This is a genomic window from Kaistella montana (genome assembly GCF_024436175.1).
Lineage (GTDB): Bacteria > Bacteroidota > Bacteroidia > Flavobacteriales > Weeksellaceae > Kaistella > Kaistella montana.
Genome location: NZ_JANFQP010000002.1, coordinates 545285 through 563041, shown reverse-complemented (window position 1 = coordinate 563041; position 17757 = coordinate 545285). Strand labels below are relative to the sequence as shown.

Below are 17757 nucleotides of genomic sequence, written 5' to 3'. Positions count from 1 at the left end.
TTAATCGATATAAAATTCGGTAATCACCGGAAAATGGTCGGATAATTTTTCACTTCGGTCAACTCTGTAAGCGACAGGTTGAATACTTTCTGAACAAAAAACATGATCAATCCTGATCGGAAATTTGTAATCATGAAAACTCGTTGCACTTCCTCGACCTACCTCTACGAAAGCATCTTTTAGATTTTTAATTAAGTGATAATACTCATAAGAATTCGGAACTGCATTAAAATCTCCCGCCAAAATCACCGGATATGGCGACGCGGAAACTGCATTTTGCAACTCCTGAACTTCCGTTTGATGGTTTTTGAAAGTAGGGACCAATTTTCCCAGAATATATCTCAGTTTGTATTCGTTTTGGTCTAAATCTTCGCTGGGTTTTACTTTTTGTTTTTCAAAGGAAAAAGGACTTAAATAAAGGTTGATAAAGCGAATTCTTTTGCCATTAATTTCGATATCGGCAAAGAAAGAATTTCCGTTTCCGCTGGTTGCAATTTTACCTTGATCAAGAATTTTCGTTTTAGAATTCAAAGCGACAATCTCGTATTTTCCGACACTATAATCATATCCTGAAACTTGGTACTCAGAACCATATTCTTGAAGCAGAATCACATCTGCACCACTATTTTTCAGATAATTAAATACTTTTTCCTTACCACCAACTCTTCCTCCTTTGATGTTGAAAGTAATCATTTTAAGGTTGGGTTTTATGGATTTTTTCTCTCTATAATTAATCCATCTTGAAGTAGGAACAATTAAAAATAAAGAAAAAGCGAAAAAGAAAATCGCTCTTTTTTTCCATAAAATGGTCCAAAAAAGACAGAACAACACATTTAAAATCATCAAAATGGGAAATAAAAGCGAAATCATATTCAGCCACGGAAAAACTCTTGGTGGAACATAGGCATTCAGCGCTGTTCCCAAAAGTAGCATTAAAATACCTAAATGAAATATCGTTAAGAGCAAACGGAATAATTTCATTTTTAATTAATTCTGAATCGGTTTTTCTTCCAATACCAAGCCAATAAACCTCCTACAAGAGCGCCTCCAACGTGCGCCAAATGGGCAATTCCTCCAACATTTCCAGTAACACCAAGTATCACCGAACCGATTACTACTACCGGAAGTACATATTTCACTTTCACCGGAACCGGGATAAACATGATCATAATTTCAGCATCTGGAAAAAGTACTGCAAAAGCAGCAATAACGCCAAAAATTGCTCCCGACGCACCAACCATCGGAACTGAAATAATTGATTGTAACTCACTTACCAATGTTTTTTGCTCCAAAACTGCTTGCGCATTCCCTTTAAATGCAACACTTTCTCCTGACATATAACCATTCAAATCGAAACTAAAGCCTTGAAGACTTGTTTTAATCTGTTCAACCTCAACAAAATTCCATAAATTAAATAGGAAAAAAGCTCCCAAACCGCTCACAAAATAAAGAATCAAATATTTTCGATCGCCCAAAATTCTTTCCAATATTGGCCCGAAACTGTACAAAGTGAGCATATTGAACAAAATATGCATAAAACTCCCATGCATAAACATGTGCGTGAGGATTTGCCATGAATGGAAAAAGGGTGAAAAGGGATAAAATGCCGCTAAATATTGGTACATCATCTCGCTATTCAGCAAGTAAGTGAGGATAAAAACCACAACATTAATGATGATGATATTGCGCGTTATGGGTGGGATTTGGTTGATCATTTGGTTCTAAAATTTATTTTTTAATTCATCAAGCGGAATTTCAATGAAACATCTTTTTCCGGAAGGCAAAAAATCCGGGAAACCGAGCTCTGTGAAATCTCTGATGACTTGTTCAGCATCTATTTTATAAAGAAAATCGAAGCGTGATTTGCTTTGGATTTTGTTCCATTGATTATGGTAAAACTCCAGAAATTCTTCTTCAGATTTATACTCCAAAATTTCAAAAAGATTCTCCATGAATTTCATCACTTGGGTTTCTTTTAAACCTTCCGGAACGGCATCAATCCTCAAAACATTATCATTTGCGATCACCATTTCAAAACCCAATTCAGGCAAATATTTTTTGATGGATCGAAATTTATTTTTCTCGGTTTCGTTCATGTGATATTCCAGTGAAAACAGCAAAGTATGCTTGTCGCTCGTGCGTTTTTTCTTAGCATTTCTTTCACTTACAACCAAGCGGTGCATTCTGCCCAAATCGAGCATTAAAGTTTTTCCATTTTTGTTGAAAAGCCAATAACCGTTGGGCAAACGCATTAAATCCTCATCAAAATCTTCATCTTCAAAAAGGTTGATTTTCGAAGGTTCAGCGGGAATATTCTGCTGATACATTTCCGTAATCGCTCTGGTTTCACCGGCAGAAACTCGCTCTTCCAGAAAAGGATTATAATCGCGGTCTACTGTAATTTCGGGAGCTCTAAAACTTCCGTTGCTATTTGTTTTTTGATGAACAAATGCATCAATACTCGTATCTCGATCAAAATCTAAACTTGGCGCCACATTATAAATTCCCAAAGATTTCTTGATCGTGGAGCGCACTAAAGCGAAAATTAAATTCTCATCTTCGAATTTTACTTCCGTTTTTTGAGGATGAATATTGACATCTACTTTTTCCGGATCGAGTTCTAAAAACAAGAAAAATGTAGGAATATATCCCGGTAAAAGCAACCCTTCGAAAGCTTCCTGAACCGCTTTGTTGAAATAAGCACTTCGGAAATATCTGCCATTAACAAAGAAAAATTGCTCGCCACGAACTTTTTTGGCGCCTTCCGGTTTTGCGACAAATCCGTTCAGTTTGATCCAGCCCAAATCTTCTTTAATCGGAACCAAAAGCTGATGCAATTTTCTACCGAAAATTTCCACAATTCTTTGCAGTAAACTCGATTTTCTTAAACGGAAAACAACATCATCATTATGAAAAAGCTCAAAATCAATATTTTCATGAGCCAACGCAACACGTTGAAATTCATCAATAATATGGCGAAATTCAACATTATTATTTTTAAGAAATTTTCGTCTCGCCGGAACATTATAAAACAGATTTTTCACTAAGAAATTAGAACCTTCAGCTGTTTGAATCGGCTCTTGAAACTGAAAACCGCCACCTTCAATATAAATATTGGTTCCTGCTTTTGCATCTTTGGTTTTGGTACGCAACTCGACTTGAGCCACCGCAGCAATCGACGCCAAAGCTTCTCCACGAAAACCTTTGGTAGAAATTTTAAAAATATCTTCCGTTGTGCTGATTTTGGAAGTTGCATGTCTTTCGAAAGCCAATCGCGCGTCGGTATCGCTCATTCCGCTACCATTATCAACAACTTGAATTAGATTTTTCCCTGCATCTCGAATGATGAGTTCCACTTTCGTAGCGCCTGCATCAATCGCGTTTTCCATAAGTTCTTTTACGATAGAAGCAGGTCTTTGTACCACTTCGCCGGCAGCGATTTGGTTGGCAACATGATCCGGTAAAAGTTTTATAATATCTGACATTTCCTATAATAATCGTGCAAAAATACTGATTTTATTTGTTCTTTTTAAATAAAGAAACTCCCAGTAAACGACCGGAAGTTTCTTCTTTTTGATTATTTTTCTCTTACTTTTTCAAAGTTTTGAATCCCATTTCATACAATGCAAAACTCAGTAAATCAGCATTTTCTCCAATAACTTGATCGGTACTTCTACCCGCTCCATGCCCTGCATTGGTTTCAATTCTTACCAAGACCGGATTATTACAAGATTGCTTTTCCTGCAATTCAGCTCCGAATTTGAAAGAGTGAGCCGGAACCACGCGATCGTCGTGATCACTCGTAATAATCATGGTTGAAGGATAGCAAGTTCCTTTTTTTACGTTGTGTACCGGCGAATAAGATTTTAAGTATTCAAACATTTCTTTATTGTCTTCCGCAGTTCCGTAATCGTAGCTCCAACCTGCTCCTGCAGTGAATTTATTGTATCTCAACATATCCAAAACTCCAACTCCCGGGAAAGCCACTTTTGCCAAATCCGGACGCATCGTCATCGTTGCTCCAACTAAAAGTCCACCGTTTGATCGTCCAGAAAGCGCCATAAATTCCTTGGAAGTGTAGCCTTTACTTTGTAAATATTCTCCGGCCGCGATGAAATCTTCAAACACATTTTTCTTTTGCATTTTGGTTCCAGCATCGTGCCATTTTTTCCCATATTCGCCACCACCACGGATGTTTGGAACGGCATAAATTCCGCCATTTTCCATCCAAATTGCATTCACTACAGAAAACGCAGGCTGCAAACTGATGTTGAAACCACCGTAAGAATAAAGAATCGTAGGGTTTTTACCATCGAGTTTAGTTCCTTTTTTATAATTAATCATCATCGGAATTTTGGTTCCGTCTTTTGAGGTGTAGAAAACCTGCTCGGAAACATAATCTTCTGGGTTAAATTTCACATTCGGTTTCTGGTAAACTTCTGATTTTCCTGTTTCTACATTAAATTTATATGTTGTTCCCGGCGTGATATAATTGGTGAATGAAAAATAAAGATCTTTCTCTTTTTCCTTTCCTCCGAATCCGGAAGCAGTTCCAATTCCTGGCAATCCGATGGTTCGGATGAGTTTTCCGTCATAATCGAATTGTTTCACCGAAGTTACCGCATCTTTCATGTATTTTGCGAAAATATAGCCACCTCCCGTTGAAACGCTCAACACATTTTCGGTTTCCGGAATCACATCGATCCAAACATCCGGCTGATTGATATTAAATTTCACCAAACGCATATTGGGAGCGTCTTTATCCGTTAAAGCATAAATAAAATCACCTTTAGAATCCACAAAATCCGTGTTGAAATCATAACCTTTCTGAACTGGAATAAAATCGTATTTTTTCTTTAAATCTTTGATATAAAGTTCATTTCCGCTGGTTGCGTCGGAAGCGCTTAATATTTCGAAACGTTCATCATCAGAAACTCCGACTCCCATATATCTTCGCTTGAAATTTTCGCCACCTATGATCAATTTGTCTTCAGATTGCTTCGTTCCCAATTTGTGAAAATATACTTTATGCGTATCGGTTTTTGCAGAAAGTTCGCTTCCTTTCGGCTTGTCGTAACTTGAGTAGAAAAAACCTTCATCGCCTAACCAAGAAGCTCCGGAAAACTTCACATCAATAATAGTTTCATCAATTTTTTCTTTGGTATTGGCGTTCAGAATGATGATTTTATTCCAGTCGCTACCACCTTCGGAAATTGAATAAGCTACCAAATTTCCTTTTTTATTGAAAGAAACTCCAGCCAAAGAAGTAGTTCCTTTTTCCGAAAATTTATTTGGATCAAGAAAAACTTCAGTTTTCCCAGATTTATCGGTTCTGTATAGTACAGTTTGTGCTTGGAGACCATCGTTTTTATAGAAATAAGTATAATCTCCTTCTTTGAAAGGCGCACCAATTTTTTCGTAATTCCATATGTCTTTCAATTGATTACGAATTTCTTCCCGAAAAGGGATTTGTGCCAAATAATTATTGGTAAATGCCACTTCTCGTTGCACCCAATCTTTGGTATCATCCGCACGGTCATCTTCAAGCCAGCGGTAAGGGTCTGGAAGTTTATTGCCGAAATATTCATCGGTGTGGGAAATCTTTTTGGTTTCGGGATATTTCAAATTAGAATTGAGGTTTTGGGCATTCATCATATTCACTGCTAAGACAGCAACAGAAGCTGTAAGAATCGTTATTTTCATTAATTTTTCAGTTTTACCAAATTTATAAATTTTATCTTATTTTAAAGTTAGTGAAAGAAACATTAACAAACTTTACGATAATTTAATATTTGAAAGGTATGCAATTTGCTTAATTTTATGCTCATAACAAAAGTAATATGAAAAAAGAAACAGGAATTTTATTGGCAGGAAGTGTGGGAGTAATCCTTGGCTTGGGAATCTTCGGGATAAAGAAATTTTTTTCTAGAAAACACCAAGAATACTATGATTATTATTCAGATTTTCATCGCCATTTCGAGAAAAAGAAAAAAGACGAAGGAAACCATGGCGTAGAATATTTGGCCATGCTTTAAAAGATTATTATAAACGATGATAAATCCTGATTTCCACGAATTCAGGATTTTTTTGTGGAGAAATGTCGTCTTAAAACTCATTATTTTTCTCCCAGAAACCTATAAATTTACCCCATTATTCTCATGAAAAACGAAAACTTCATCAAAGGTCAAGGCGCGCAACGAAACGAAAACAACCGTTTCGATCGCTATACTTTTGAACCGGAAGAAGAAGATTTTCAACAAATAAAAACCAATTTCACCGAAGTTTACCCAAAAACAATTGTAAACGCTGTGAAAAGTCCGGATTTGCGGATGGAATACTCGATGAATCCTTACCAAGGTTGCGAACACGGCTGTTCTTATTGTTTTGCGCGACCAACTCATGAATATTGGGGATTTTCCGCCGGCGTCGATTTTGAGAGAAAAATTATGGTCAAGAAAAACGCGCCCGAACTATTGGAGCAATTTTTCCAAAAGAGAAATTATATCCCGAAAACCATCATGCTTTCAGGAAACACCGATTGTTATCAACCTGCGGAAAGAACTTTTGAAATCACGCGAAAACTCCTCCAACTTTGTTTGGAATATCGACATCCGATTTCTATTTTAACTAAAAACACTTTGGTTTTAAGAGACTTGGATATTCTGAAACCTCTAGCAGAACAGAATTTGGTTTCCGTTTCGCTAAGCATTCCGACGATGAACGAAGAAATCCGTCGAAAAATGGAACCGCGAACATCTTCCACCAAAAACAAGCTCAAAGCCATTGAAATCCTCAGTGAAAACGGAATTCCGACCGGAGTGATGGTCGCACCGGTAATTCCGGGATTAACGAGCGATGAAAGTTTGAACATTCTAAAAACCGTTTCCGAAGCCGGCGCACAAACTTTTGGTTACGTTTTGGTTCGTTTGAATGATACGGTGGAACCAGTTTTTGTCAATTGGATTCAAGCAAATTTTCCCGACAGAGCACAAAAAGTTCTGAATTTAATTCGTTCGATGCGTGGCGGAAAACTCGGTGAGAAACGCTACCATGAAAGATATCAAGGCGAAGGAAACATCGCTGAAATGATTCACCACACTTTTGCTTTAGGAAAAAGAAAATATTTTGCCGACAAAGCATTTCCAAAACTTTCAACCGATAATTTTACCGGAAGCAAAACGCAACAACTCAAACTTTTTTAGTTCAAATTTTTCCAGAAATGTTCAAAAAACCATAAAAATTATCTCAAAAAAGACATTAGTTGAAGTTTTTGGTTAATTTTATCAAAATTTTCAGGAAATGGTTTTAAGCAGAATTTGGAGCGCATTTATCATTATTGCAATTGTTGTCGCGAGTGCAAAATATTTATTTTCAGATCATTACAAAGCGATTTACAACGACATGGTTGTCGGAAAAAGCGGCGACACCGTACAAATTGCAACCAAAAATATCAACGAATTATCGCCCGATTTGAAAGTAGCATTGCTTTCGAAACCCGAATTTGATGAAAATCGAATTCATTACAAAGCCGATTCTACAAAAACAAATGTTGCGGTTTATCGTGTTCAGGAAACCGACGGTGTGATCGGAACTTCAGAAACCGCGGTGAAAATTTGTCTGGGTTTGGTGGGAATTATGACACTTTTTATGGGTTTTATGAGCATCGCCGAAAAAGCCGGCGGAATCAATTTGTTATCCAGATTAATTCAACCATTTTTCTCCAAATTATTTCCCGAAATCCCGAAAAACCACCCTTCTTTTGGGCACATGTTACTTAATTTTTCGGCCAATTTATTAGGCTTAGATAATGCTGCTACTCCTTTTGGACTAAAAGCGATGGAAAGTTTGCAAACCTTAAACCCTGATAAAGAAAAAGCCAGCAATTCGCAGATTATGTTTCTTTGTCTTCACGCGGGAGGTTTAACGCTAATTCCTGTTTCCATTATCGCAATTCGTGCGTCGATGGGTTCGCAAACGCCGACCGATATTTTTCTTCCGTGCATGATCGCCACTTTTTCTGCCACAATGGCGGCAATGATTGTGGTTTCACTTTATCAGAAAATCAATTTACTTCAACCCATAGTAATTGCTTACGTCGGAGGAATCTCCGCAATTATCGGATTATTAGTTGTTTATCTATTAAATTTAACTAAAGAAGGACTCGATAATTTCAGTATGTTATTGAGCAACGGAATTATTTTGCTCATCTTTTTTGCGATTGTTTTGGGAGGAGTTTACAAAAAAATCAATGTTTTCGATGCGTTTATTGATGGAGCAAAAGAAGGTTTCTGGACTTGCGTAAAAATTATTCCTTACTTGGTGGGAATGCTCATCGCCATTTCACTTCTCCGAACTTCCGGCGTTTTCGATGTATTAATCGATGGAATGAAATGGGTTGCAGCGGTAGTTGGCTTTGACACTCGATTTGTAGATGGTTTACCTACTGCATTGATCAAACCACTTTCCGGTTCCGGAGCTCGAGGAATGATGGTCGATACGATGCAAACCTTTGGTGCAGACAGTTTTCAAGGAAGACTTGCGGCGGTTTTGCAGGGAAGTTCTGACACGACTTTCTATGTAATTGCGGTTTATTTCGGAGCAGTTGGAATCAAAAATACGCGCTATACCGTTACTGCAATGCTTTTGGCAGATTTGGTCGGCATCATCACTTCAGTGATTTTGGCATATCTTTTCTTTGCTTAAAATTTTTAAAAAAACTTGAAATGATACACGATAAAGATTACATTATCAGAATTGTAAAGCAATTTTCAGAATTTCTTTCAAAAATGATTTTGGGAAGCAAAAATGAAGGCGAACTTTCAGAATGGGAAAGAATTTTCGATACCAATATGAATGATACTTTCAAGATGAGTTTTGAAGCACTTGCTTCTAAATCTTCAGATGAAATTATTAATTTAATTAATGAAAAAGACAAAGCGCACCACATTCCGTATTTTGAGCTTTTAGGGCATTTATTTTACTTTAAAAATAGAGAAAATCCAAACGTCGATTTTGCCGAAAAAGCCAAAACCTTTTATGAAATGTATTTGCAGCAAAGCGGAATATTTTCCATGCCAGTCGTTTCAAGAATTAATGAATTGAAAGCTCAGCTGTAACATTTAAGCAAAAATTTCGTCTTATTCTGTAAAATTCCCCATGAAAAAAATTGCAGTTCTTTTGATGAGTTTTGTAAGCATTTATTCCTTTTCTCAGAAAAAGTGGTCGCTACAGGAATGCGTAAATTATGCTTTGGAAAACAACCTGCAAGTTCTTCAAAACCAATTAAATACAAAAACACAAGATAATTCCTTGCAAATTGCAAAAAGACAGTATTTGCCATCGGTTTCAGGAAATATCAATAATACAGCCTCTTTCGGACAAGGAAGAGATGTTTTCGGAACCACAAATAGAAACGACAACTTCAGCAATAGTGCGAATGTAGGAGCTGATATTTTGGTCTATAATAACGGAAGATTAGAAAAAAACATCCGAAAAACTCAATTTGAAGTTGAAGCCAGCAAATTTGATCTGGAAAGAATTAAAAATGACATTTCGCTGCAAATTGCACAACAATATTTATCCGTTCTGCTCAATCGGGAAATTACTAAAATATCCGAAAGCGCCCTCGAAAACGCTGATAAACTCTACAAAAGAGCGAAAATTACTACTGAAGTAGGAACAACACCTCAAACTATTTTAGCTGAAGCCGAAGCCGCGCTCGCAAGAGAAAAACAAAATGTAAAAACTGCGGAAATCAATACCAACAGAAGTTTGTTTGCTTTGGCGATGCTTCTTCAACTTTCTGATTATAAAAATTTTGATATTCAAGAAGTTACGATTGAAAACATGTTAGACGCACCGCTTTTTTCTGAGGAAAATATCATCGATAAAGCCTACGAAAACCAACCTCAGATAAAAGCAGCAGAAAGTCGCATCAAATCATCGGAAGCACAAACCGAAGTGGCGGAAACTGCTTTCTGGCCGACGGTAACCGCGAATGCAGGATTGGGAACTTCTTATTTTTATTCGATGAACGCCGGAAAAGATATTAATGGAAATAAAATTCAACAGACTGGCTTTTTCAAACAATATAAAGACAATTTCGGGCAGCAATTAGGTTTATCTGCCAACATTCCTATTTTCAATAAAGGAATTACCAAACTTCAGGTAGAACAATCAAAAATCAATGAAGATATTGCCAAAAACTCTTTGCTACAACAAAAGCAAGAGGTTTTGCAGAATGTTCAGAAAGCACAATTTGATGCAGAAAGCAACTATGAAAATTATCTCGCTGCCGTGGAAGCCGAGAGAAGTTCGAAACTTGCGGTAGATTTCGCAGAAAGAAGTTTTGCAGCTGGAAAAACCACAATTTATGATTTGAATATTGCCAGAAATAATTATGCAAATGCGCAAGGAGCCGTTGCACAGGCAAAATATAATTATCTTTTCAGCATGAAACTTCTGAATTTCTATGCGGGAATTCCTTTGAGTCTTTAAATTTTTAAAAGGAATTCTGTTTATTCATTTCCGATTTCATTAAAATGTCCATTAAAAATTTAGAGAAATATTTACCTGAGAACACACTTCCGCATCTGAAACAATGGTTTGGTGATCATTATATCCACATTAAAATTACGCGTGGTAGAAAATCAAAATTAGGAGATTACCGAAAATTGCCGGATAAATCTCATGAAATTAGCATTAATTCTACGCTTCAACCCCAACTTTTTTTCTTTGTTCTCACGCACGAATTGGCTCATTTAATTGCTTTTGAGAAATATGGCGGTCGAATTTCCCCGCATGGAGCTGAATGGAAAAACACTTTCCGGTTGATGCTTTTGGAAAGCATTTCGGTATATTCGGAAGATTTAAAACCGATTATTCTTCAGTTTTCAAAATCTCCGAAAGCCAATTTTATGTCGAGTCCGGATTTGGTAAAATACTTTCATATCGAAAATTATGAGGATGAAAGTTCTTATGTTGAAGACTTAAATATAGGCGACCGATTTATTTACCGTCAACAAACTTATATCATTGAAGAGCTCCGTAAAAAAAACTATCTTTGTAGCAATCTCAGCAATGGGAAAAAGTATATTTTCAAACCCTTAGCAAGAGTAAAAAAAACAAGTTAAACATGTCACAATCAAATAATTACTGCGTCATAATGGCAGGAGGAATCGGTAGCAGATTCTGGCCAATGAGCACTCAAAAATATCCAAAACAATTTCAAGATATTCTGGGAACTGGCAGAACGATGATTCAACAAACCTACGACCGAATCAGCCAAATTGTTCCAAAAGAAAACATCTATGTAATTACCAATAAAGAATACGTTTCCCTCACCGAGCAACAATTGCCCGAACTACAACCAGAAAACATTGTTGGAGAACCGATGATGAAGAATACAGCAGCTTGCAACCTTTATATGGCAAAAAAAATTGCTGATAAAAACGCGGAAGCCAATATGATTGTTTTGCCTGCGGATCATTTGATTTTAAAGGAAACTGTTTTTCTAAAAAAAGTTGAATTGGCTTTTGAACTAGCTTCCAAAAATGATTATCTAATCACATTAGGAATCACTCCGACACGTCCAGATACCGGATATGGCTATATTCAATTTGAAGAAAATAAAAATTCTGACTATTATAAAGTAAAAACATTCACCGAAAAGCCCAATTTAGAAATTGCAAAAACCTTCCTCGAAAGTGGAGATTTTCTGTGGAATGCGGGGATTTTCATCTGGAACGTAAAATCAATTTTGACGGCTTTTGACCAACATCTTGAGGAAATGTCCCAACAGTTTCTCAGCTGCGAATACAACAGCAATGCCGAGGAACAGTGCATCGAACTGATTTACCCAAAAGTGAACAAAATTTCGATCGACAATGGCATTTTAGAAAAAGCAAAAAATGTCTATGTAATTCCCGCTGATTTGGGCTGGAGCGACCTTGGAACTTGGACATCTGTGTATGAAAATGCACAAAAAGACGAGAACAAAAATGCCATCAAATCCAAACATATTCTTACTTACAATTCTAATGGGAATATCATTCGACTTAAAAACAACAATAAAGCTGCAATTATCGATGGCTTGAACGACTATATTATCGTCGATACCGATAAAGCGCTTCTCATTTGCCCAAGAGACAACGACCACCTCATCAAAGAGTACATTCAGGATTTAAAAACTGAAAAGAAAGGCGAAAAATTTCTTTAAAAAGAAATAAAAGATTCATAAAAAAATCCCGGAAGCAATTTCGGGATTTTTTATTTTTAAATTTTATCGTTAATTATTTGAATATCAATTTCTTGCAAGCACGCCCAATCGCCACGATAACACGGTTTATCTCCAAAAACAGAACAAGGTCGGCATGTTAAATCTTTCACTTCCACAACATCATCGACGCTTTGTCCGTAACCTAAAAATCCGGCGAAATGATGCGTTGACCCCCAAACCGAAACACATCGCGTTCCCACCAAACTCGCCAAATGCATATTGGCAGAATCCATGGAAATCATGGTTTTTAGTTGTGAAATTCTTTGAAGCTCTTCGCTCATGGAAAGTTTTCCGGCAAGATTTTCAGTATTGGGAATTTGATTTACCCATTGTTCAAGGATTTCAGTTTCTTTTTTTCCTCCACCAAAAAAATAAAGTTTATCTTTTTTGGCGATGAGTTTTGCCAATTCAAAAGATTTCTCAAGCGGCAACATTTTTCCTTGATGTTGTGCAAATGGGGCAAATCCAATTCCTGATTTTTCAGAAGAAATCGTACGATATTGATGAGATAGATTCACCGAAAAACCCATTGCCCGGAAAACATCAGCATACCGCTCTGTTGTTTGTTTTAATGGAAATTTATCGAGATTTTGGATGTCAGTAAGTTTTTCTTTTTCTTCTTTTCCTTTGTCGAGGATAAAAACTTTATATCCTTTTATTTTGAAAAAAATATTAAGCATTTTGGTTCGGATAACATCATGTAAATCAGCAATGTAATCGGGAACAAACTCTTTTCTCAGTTCCTTTGCCAATTTATTGATTCCAAAAATTCCGTTGTAATCATCAATATTAATTCCCTTGAACATAAGATTCGGAATTCCTTCAAATAAATCCTTGAAATTGTTTCGGGAAACCATCACCACTTCCACTCCCGGATTTTGCTCGAGGAATTCGGTGATCACGGGAACAGTCATCGCTACATCACCAAAAGCTGAAAACCGATAAGCTAAAATTCTGATCACTTTTTCAATTGGTATGCGACTGCGTAAAACTTAATTTGTTTGGTCATCGCCATCAATCCATTGGCTCGTGAAGGTGAAAGAAACTCCTGCAACCCAATATCGCTGATAAATTGGAAATCGGAATCTAAAATTTCCTGAGTGGAATGTCCGCTGTAAATGGAAACCAAAAGCGAAACGATTCCTTTTGGCAAAATACCATCGGAATCGGCATTGAAAAACAATTTTCCATCAGAAAACTCAGCGTCAATCCAAACTTTTGATTGGCAACCTTTAATTAAATTGGAATCCGTTTTTTTTTCATCGGGAAGTCCTTTCAATTCTTTACCCAAATCAATTATATATTCGTATTTCTGTTCCCAATCGTCAAGAAAGGCAAATTCTTCGACTATTTCCTGCTGTTTTTCTTTGATGGTCATTTCTCAAAATCTATTTGTGCAAAGATAAGGAAATGTGATTTAGAAATTTTCATTTACCACTTTTTTGAAAAGATGGATGATTTTGGGCTCTTCTTTTTCCCAACAAAGTTCGTTTGATGCTTTATTTAAAGAACTTTCATAGTAAGATTTCCCATTTTCAAGAACTATTTTTACTTTTTCAGCCAGTTCATTATAATTACAAATCTTTTCGCCTGCATGAAAATAATCAACCACTTTTCGCATTTCGGGAAAATCTGAAACCACTACCGGAATTCGTGCTTGAATATAATCTGAAACTTTATTCGGCATCGAAAAATAGTAGCTCAAGCCGTTATTTTCTTCGATACTGAGGCCTAAATCTGCTTTTCTGGTGATTTCCCGAAGCTTTTCCGGAAGCAATTTTCCGATAAATTTCACTTTATTTTCAAGTTTTAAATCTTTAGTTAAAGCTAAATATTCTGCTTTTTTCGGTCCATCTCCGGCAATCCAAAGTTCTGCATTTTCGATGGATTTCATTGCGGGAATTATTTTATCCAAACCTCGTGAAGGATTGATGACACCTTGGTAAAGAATAATTTTTGGAGAATTATTTTGGGAATAATCTTGTGGATTTGTAGTTTTTCTTGGGAAATTTTGCACCACAACTGGCCTTTCGATTTCGTAGGTTTTCGCAAACCAATCTGCATAACTTTCGCTCGCCGTCATCATGTATTGGATTTTCGGCACGATAAAACGCTCCAACGAACGCCAAATCTTCTGGGTGAATCTTCCGTTTATTGCCGGCATTTCGGTGAAAATTTCATGACTATCAAATACTAATGGAATATTTAATTTTTTTGAAATCAAATAATTCGGCAAAAGCGTATCGAGATCATTGGAAAGGAGAATCGTGTTTTTATCGGCTTTTCGGAGCAGTTCTTGATAAAGTTTTCTTTGAAATTCAACATAAGCAAACCGGAGAACTTTGGATTTCAGTTCAATTCTAGAGAAAGAATAATCTCTTTCCATTTCGGGCAATCCGCCCCAATTGTTGCCAATAAGTTCAGGTTGAAAACCATTTTCAGATAGCGATCTGCAAACCTTTTCTACGCGTTGGTCTGTAAATAAATTATTGAAAACGCTTACCAGAACTTTCATTTCGGCAAATTAGTCCTTTTTTACCAGATGATAAAGCTGAATGAAGCAAAGAATGGCATTCGGAATGATAATCGGCCAAAGATAATCACTGAAAACCCCATAGATTACGAACAAAATGCATCCAAGCAAATTGACAATCCTAATTTTTTTGATGTCTTTCAGGATAAAACTTAGCACAACGAAAAAAGATGCGCCATAGCCAATAAAGTTAGTAATTTCAGGGTTCATAGTAAATTTTTAGGGAAACAAACCTAATCATTTTCAATGAAATGAGAAAGTTTTTTCTGCCATAAAGTCATTATTTACATTTGGTAAAGTATTTGTAACTTTGATAGAGCAATTAAAAACTCAGGAATGTTTTTAATGATAATATTGAACAAATACTATGGATTATAAATTTTCAAATGGTTTGGATCAGGTTTTCCAACACAGCAAAAACGAAGCGAGACGTTTGCAAAGCGAGTTTCTCAACACCGAACATTTCCTTCTGGGAATTATGAAAACTGAAAACTCAGCTAAAGAAATCTTGCAGAATCTAGGAGCAGATCTCACACAGATCAGAAGAAAAATCGAAACCCTTTCAACAACTGGGCTTCATAACTTTTCGAGCGACAACGACAGAATCTCATTTACAAAAATGGCTGATCAGGCGGTAAAACGTTCTGAATTGGAATGTCGTCAATATCAAAGCTCAGAAATCAATACGGTGCATTTGCTTTTAGGAATTTTGTATAAATCAGATGATCCCACGACGAACATCTTGGGCTCTTATGATATAGATTATGAAAGAGTGACCAAAGAATACAGAACGATTCTTAAAAATTCCGGGCAAAACCCGAAGATGAGCGCATACGATGACGATGAAGAAAGAGAAGAATATAGCCAAATGCGCAAACCTACAGGAAACATCGGAACCGGAAAAAGCAAAACGCCAACTTTAGATAACTTCGGAAGAGATTTAACTTCGCTCGCAAAAGACGGAAAACTCGATCCCGTAATCGGCCGTGAAAAAGAAATCGAAAGAGTTTCGCAAATTTTATCGAGAAGAAAGAAAAACAATCCGCTTTTGATTGGTGAACCTGGAGTGGGTAAATCTGCCATTGCGGAAGGTTTGGCATTAAGAATTCAACAGAAAAAAGTTTCCCGCGTACTTTTCGGAAAACGTGTGATCACTTTGGATCTTGCGAGTTTAGTTGCCGGAACCAAATACCGTGGTCAATTCGAAGAACGAATGAAAGCCATCATGACCGAACTCGAGAAAAACCGCGACGTGATTCTCTTTATTGATGAACTTCACACCATCGTCGGAGCCGGAAGTTCTACCGGAAGTTTGGATGCTTCAAACATGTTTAAACCTGCTTTGGCGAGAGGTGAAATTCAATGCATCGGAGCTACAACCCTCGATGAATACCGCCAATACATCGAAAAAGACGGTGCGTTGGAAAGACGTTTCCAAAAAGTAATGGTGGAGCCTACATCTGTAGAAGAAACCGTACAGATTTTAAATCAAATTAAAGACAAATATGAAGATCATCACAATGTAACTTACACCGATGAAGCCATTCTCGCTTGTGTGAATTTGACTTCAAGATACATTACCGATCGTTTCTTGCCGGATAAAGCTATTGATGCGATGGATGAAGCGGGCTCTCGCGTTTACATTAAAAACATGAAAGTTCCCAATGAAATCATCGATCATGAGAAAAAAATTGAGGAAATAAAAGACCAAAAACAACAAGCCGTAAAAAGACAAGATTATCTAGAAGCTCGAAAGCTAAAAGATGAAGAAGAAAGATTACAAATCGAGCTGAACATTGCTCAAGAAACTTGGGACAAAAATGTGAAAGAAAAGAAAGAACTTGTTACTGAAGAAAGCGTAGCAGAAGTTGTTTCAATGATGAGCGGAATTCCGGTAACCAAAGTCGGCAAAAACGAGCTCGATAAACTTTCGCAAATGGATGCAATGCTGAACGGAAAAGTAATCGGCCAGGAAGACGCGGTGAAAAAAGTGGTGAAAGCCATCCAAAGAAACCGTGCAGGGTTGAAAGATCCTAACCGACCAATCGGGACCTTTATTTTCCTCGGAACCACTGGTGTTGGTAAAACCGAACTTGCAAAGGTAATGGCCCGTGAACTCTTCGATTCTGATGAAGCGTTGATCCGTATCGACATGAGCGAATACATGGAAAAATTCGCAGTTTCTCGACTAGTAGGAGCGCCTCCGGGATACGTTGGTTACGAAGAAGGTGGTCAATTAACTGAAGCTGTAAGAAGAAAACCTTATGCGGTAGTACTTTTAGACGAAATCGAAAAAGCGCATCCGGATGTATTCAATATCTTGCTTCAGATTTTGGACGAAGGTTTCGTTACCGATTCTTTAGGAAGAAAAATTGATTTTAGAAATACCATCATCATCCTCACTTCCAATATCGGAACGCGTGATCTTAAAGATTTCGGCGACGGCGTAGGATTCGGAACTTCAGCTAAAAAATCAAATACTGATGCAAGAGCAAGAAGTACGATTGAAAATGCACTTAAAAAAGCATTTGCACCAGAATTCCTCAATAGAATCGACGATATCGTAATCTTCAACTCATTAGCGAAAGAAGACATCACAAAAATCATCGATTTGGAATTAGGCAAACTTTACCAACGTCTTGAAAAACTGAATTATCACGTTGAGCTTACCCAAGAAGCGAAAGAATTTATCGCTGAAAAAGGTTGGGACAAAGATTTCGGAGCAAGACCACTGAAGAGAGCCATCCAAAAATACATCGAAGATTTATTGGCGGAAATGCTCGTAAACAAGCAGCTTGCGGAGGGAGAAACCATTGTTTTAAACATTAACGAAGCAAAAGACGGACTCACCAAAGAAGCCGTAAAAAAGAAACAAAACGCAAAATAATTTTGCCAACTTGAACCATAAAAAAACCTTGTCAATTCATTTTGACAAGGTTTTTGTTTT

The 17757-nt window shown here is 36.9% G+C and carries 16 protein-coding genes; 8 read left to right on the top strand and 8 right to left on the bottom strand.

The window, feature by feature from the left end; all coding sequences use genetic code 11:
- The 4 genes from NOV28_RS08795 to NOV28_RS08780 form a co-directional block, all read right to left on the bottom strand.
- A complete protein-coding gene (locus NOV28_RS08795; protein WP_255929852.1) occupies positions 1-981 on the bottom strand; it encodes an endonuclease/exonuclease/phosphatase family protein in 981 nt (326 codons plus the stop codon).
- A 2-nt stretch (positions 982-983) separates the two neighbouring features.
- Positions 984-1715 carry a rhomboid family intramembrane serine protease gene (locus NOV28_RS08790; protein ID WP_255929850.1) on the bottom strand — a complete coding sequence of 244 codons (732 nt, stop codon included), beginning with the start codon at positions 1713-1715 and terminating at the stop codon, positions 984-986.
- Between the two features lie 6 nt (positions 1716-1721).
- The gene (gene mutL, locus NOV28_RS08785) at positions 1722-3485 is read right to left on the bottom strand and encodes a DNA mismatch repair endonuclease MutL (protein ID WP_255929848.1); all 1764 of its coding nucleotides are present in this window, start codon (positions 3483-3485) and stop codon (positions 1722-1724) included.
- Positions 3486-3588: 103 nt separating this feature from the next.
- Complete coding sequence (locus NOV28_RS08780; RefSeq protein WP_255929846.1) at positions 3589-5703, bottom strand: prolyl oligopeptidase family serine peptidase; 2115 nt, start codon at positions 5701-5703, stop codon at positions 3589-3591.
- Between the two features lie 137 nt (positions 5704-5840).
- Here NOV28_RS08780 and NOV28_RS08775 point away from each other — a divergent pair, with 137 nt between their 5' ends.
- From NOV28_RS08775 to NOV28_RS08745, 7 genes are all read left to right on the top strand, one after another.
- Positions 5841-6035 (top strand): hypothetical protein, encoded by a 195-nt coding sequence (locus tag NOV28_RS08775; RefSeq protein ID WP_255929844.1) that lies wholly within the window; start codon positions 5841-5843, stop codon positions 6033-6035.
- 123 nt (positions 6036-6158) lie between these two features.
- Positions 6159-7202 carry a PA0069 family radical SAM protein gene (locus NOV28_RS08770; RefSeq protein ID WP_255929842.1) on the top strand — a complete coding sequence of 348 codons (1044 nt, stop codon included), beginning with the start codon at positions 6159-6161 and terminating at the stop codon, positions 7200-7202.
- 97 nt (positions 7203-7299) lie between these two features.
- The gene (locus NOV28_RS08765; RefSeq protein ID WP_255929840.1) at positions 7300-8703 is read left to right on the top strand and encodes a nucleoside recognition domain-containing protein; all 1404 of its coding nucleotides are present in this window, start codon (positions 7300-7302) and stop codon (positions 8701-8703) included.
- A 20-nt stretch (positions 8704-8723) separates the two neighbouring features.
- Complete coding sequence (locus NOV28_RS08760) at positions 8724-9116, top strand: hypothetical protein (protein WP_255929838.1); 393 nt, start codon at positions 8724-8726, stop codon at positions 9114-9116.
- 40 nt (positions 9117-9156) lie between these two features.
- Positions 9157-10497: a TolC family protein gene (locus NOV28_RS08755; protein ID WP_255929836.1), complete on the top strand. Its 1341-nt coding sequence runs from the start codon at positions 9157-9159 to the stop codon at positions 10495-10497.
- A 44-nt stretch (positions 10498-10541) separates the two neighbouring features.
- Positions 10542-11132 (top strand): SprT-like domain-containing protein, encoded by a 591-nt coding sequence (locus NOV28_RS08750; protein ID WP_255929834.1) that lies wholly within the window; start codon positions 10542-10544, stop codon positions 11130-11132.
- Positions 11133-11134: 2 nt separating this feature from the next.
- Positions 11135-12217, top strand: coding sequence for a mannose-1-phosphate guanylyltransferase (locus NOV28_RS08745; protein ID WP_255929832.1), 1083 nt, complete (start codon positions 11135-11137; stop codon positions 12215-12217).
- A 56-nt stretch (positions 12218-12273) separates the two neighbouring features.
- On the opposite strand, the gene NOV28_RS08740 is transcribed toward NOV28_RS08745, so the two are convergent.
- Genes NOV28_RS08740 through NOV28_RS08725 form a run of 4 tightly spaced genes read right to left on the bottom strand, consistent with a single transcriptional unit; the run spans position 12274 to position 15020 of the window.
- The gene (locus tag NOV28_RS08740) at positions 12274-13236 is read right to left on the bottom strand and encodes a glycosyltransferase family 9 protein (RefSeq protein ID WP_255930392.1); all 963 of its coding nucleotides are present in this window, start codon (positions 13234-13236) and stop codon (positions 12274-12276) included.
- A complete protein-coding gene (locus tag NOV28_RS08735; protein ID WP_255929830.1) occupies positions 13236-13655 on the bottom strand; it encodes a SufE family protein in 420 nt (139 codons plus the stop codon). The genes NOV28_RS08740 and NOV28_RS08735 overlap by 1 nt, the downstream gene beginning before the upstream one ends.
- Before the next feature lie 39 nt (positions 13656-13694).
- Positions 13695-14792 carry a glycosyltransferase gene (locus NOV28_RS08730; protein ID WP_255929828.1) on the bottom strand — a complete coding sequence of 366 codons (1098 nt, stop codon included), beginning with the start codon at positions 14790-14792 and terminating at the stop codon, positions 13695-13697.
- A gap of 9 nt (positions 14793-14801) precedes the next feature.
- Complete coding sequence (locus NOV28_RS08725; protein ID WP_255929826.1) at positions 14802-15020, bottom strand: uroporphyrinogen decarboxylase; 219 nt, start codon at positions 15018-15020, stop codon at positions 14802-14804.
- Positions 15021-15177: 157 nt separating this feature from the next.
- Here NOV28_RS08725 and NOV28_RS08720 point away from each other — a divergent pair, with 157 nt between their 5' ends.
- Positions 15178-17697, top strand: a complete 2520-nt coding sequence (locus NOV28_RS08720; protein WP_255929825.1) for an ATP-dependent Clp protease ATP-binding subunit — start codon at positions 15178-15180, stop codon at positions 17695-17697.
- The last annotated feature ends 60 nt before the right edge of the window (positions 17698-17757 follow it).